Source organism: Moorena sp. (genome assembly GCF_982860115.1).
The window spans coordinates 1-2,562 of sequence record NZ_CEYLVT010000432.1 but is presented as its reverse complement, the minus strand read 5'-3'; the positions used below and the strand labels follow the sequence as shown (position 1 = coordinate 2,562).

At 39.1% G+C, this 2,562-nt stretch carries 2 protein-coding genes; one reads left to right on the top strand and one right to left on the bottom strand.

Annotation, left to right across the window (positions count from 1 at the left end):
* Positions 1–408, top strand: a 408-nt coding sequence (locus AC4II3_RS32405; RefSeq protein ID WP_490723035.1) for a helix-turn-helix domain-containing protein, incomplete at its 5' end; no start/stop codon positions are given.
* A 163-nt stretch (positions 409–571) separates the two neighbouring features.
* On the opposite strand, the gene AC4II3_RS32400 is transcribed toward AC4II3_RS32405, so the two are convergent.
* Positions 572–1,783 carry a TRAP transporter substrate-binding protein gene (locus tag AC4II3_RS32400; protein WP_488017320.1) on the bottom strand — a complete coding sequence of 404 codons (1,212 nt, stop codon included), beginning with the start codon at positions 1,781–1,783 and terminating at the stop codon, positions 572–574.
* Positions 1,784–2,562: the final 779 nt, after the last annotated feature.

Here is a 2,562-nt window from a genome sequence, read left to right as displayed (position 1 = left end):
GCACAAGCCGCTGAATTACTTGGTGTTTCTGCCACTCGCGTCCGTTACCTTCTGGGCAAAGGCAGAGTTAAAGGGGCTTATAAGGTGGGTAGAACTTGGGTGATTCCGTTGTTTGATGGTATGCCGGTGGTGACTCCTGGCACTCGCGGACCAAAACGGAACTGGTCAAAGCGTACAAATTACACTAAGGCTGTGATCCACGTTAATCAGAAAGTGATTCGCCAAAATCTCAAGACCGGGGAGCGTAATCCTGTGATTACGGTGAAGCGAGGCTCTAAAAATGTTTACGGTCATACGGTAGAGGTCAATGGCCCGTGTCGGGTGATGTATCGTCCAGATGATCCCCTCAAGTGTGGAGCACGGGTGTGGATTGAGACGATTTCTGATTTTGAAGTAATATCGGCTTGATGGGATGGGATGTGAATGCGTTCGCGTAGCGTGACCATAGGTCAATCGCATAAGCGCGGAAGCTGAGGCCTATGGCCACGCTTTGCGAACGCTTCATCGCGTAGCGTGACCATAGGTCAATCGCATAAGCGGCGATCGCTTCATGGGTTCACTCAGCCTCCCATTAGTCTACATAGTCATTTACTTTATTATGCCAAGGTTGAATTGTGTTTTTAAATGTTCGCCATTCGTCATAAACCTCTTTGAAAAGAGGATTATCTTTGGCATATGAATTCAAGATTGCATCAGTTTTTGCTTTAGCCGTTCTCATGATTTCCGGACTAAACTGCTTAACCTCAGGAAAAAAATTAGATCGTTGTATTTCTTTTAGTTGTTTACCATTTTCCTGATCGTACTCAGCCAAAATTTCAAGAAGAGTTTCATGGCAAGCAGCCTTAAATATTGCTTGATAGTGAGGTCGCAGTTTATTCCAGGCATCCAAGTTTACTTGTATATCAAAAATCGTACCAGGTTCCCACCAACCTGGATAATAATAATATTTAGTATGTTTGTTTAAGCCTAATGCTACGTCATCATGAGGACCGTTCCACTCAGCAGCATCAATCTTCCCTTCTATTAGTGCTCCACTAATTTCCTTGGGTCGACGTGCTTTACCTCGTCTGTGTTTATCCGTTTTTACACCAAATGCCGTTAAGACCTCCGCCCCCAGTCCAGGAATACGCATTACCAATCCGTTAAAATCATCGATTGAGTTTATCTCCTTGTTGAACCATCCTCCCATTTGCCCACCCGTTGCTGCGACTGGAAAGGGAATCACGTTTAAATTTAAGTCTGACCTTTGATAAATACTCTGCATAAAAGTTAACTCATCATTTTGGTATTTTTTGTAAGATAGCCAAGCATTTTGCTGTTGAGTATTTAGTCCGAATGGAATAGCTGAACCAAAAAAAAGAGGTCTATATTTTTCTTTATTGTAGTAGATACCATTATAGGCGCAGTCTAGAGCTCCATCACTAACTTTTTCAAGGATTGAATCTGTATCTATATTTGTTTGTGCTTGTGTATCTATGTCAATAATAAACCGACCCTTTGTCATGTTATAAATCTTATCCTTGAGCCTTCTTGGAGCTTGAGAAAGAATAATTTCGTCTGTTTCTTCTCCCAAGAAGCTAATCATTGTCCATTTGACATCTGGAACTTGATAGAAGTACCACCCCCCCAACACAGTCACTATTAATACAACTACGATAATTATAGGAGATAATTTACGTTTAGGGTTCTTGACCCAACGTTTAATCCGTTCGTAAACATCTTTTATAAAGTTCTCGATAAACCAAAGTAAAACTTGCTTAATTGCATCAATAATGAAAATCATAAGTTATTCTATACACTTAAACTTAATAGTAGTAAAAACTAGTTGTCTTCAGTGATCACTTCTCAGTCATTCTTAATTCCTGAACACTAATTGATAATTCATCCAGAAGTGATTGATAAAACTGAATATTGATGAATTTGAATAACCCTATTATCTAAGTCCTGAATTAATCAGTAATCAGTAATCAGTAACTGGGGGAGTCAGGGTAAACAAGCTTATTTTGAAATTGCTACTGGAGATTATATTCTTAGGATAAATATTTGGCTTATTAATGTTGTAATATTTGTTAGGTGTGCTTTTCGTTGGCGAATTTAATTCGCTAACGAAAAGCACCTCTTGATGCAGTCGCTCATGGCAGTTTACGCCAAAACCACGCTGCATTGCTTCTGAGTAAGGTTTCTAGGATGTAGATGGATTTGCCCTGTGGTGTCTTATAGTTATGTCTGTTGTCAAACCCTGATTTATTTTAAATTAAGCTGATGCCCATTTAAATTGGTTATTTCCCGTTCCCTGTTCCCTGTTCACCGTTCCCTTTGAACCTTTGACCTTTGACCAATTTAGGTATCCCAATCTCAATGCTAAACAGCTTATTGATTTTTAGGATTATTTATTTAATCAGAGTTATTGTCATTTTAGCACAATCTTCAACAAGAGGAACCAACCAGAGACAATTTTAATTTAATCTAATATCTTATTTTTTCATCAGAGAAAATAACCCTTTTATAAATAGGTCATGAACACTAAGGCGGATTTCTGATCACATCAAAAAATCTGGGAGC

Coding starts and splice junctions, on each gene's coding strand:
- AC4II3_RS32400 (WP_488017320.1), bottom strand. CDS start 1,783: ATGATTTTCATTATTGATGCAATTAAGCAAGTTTTACTTTGGTTTATC.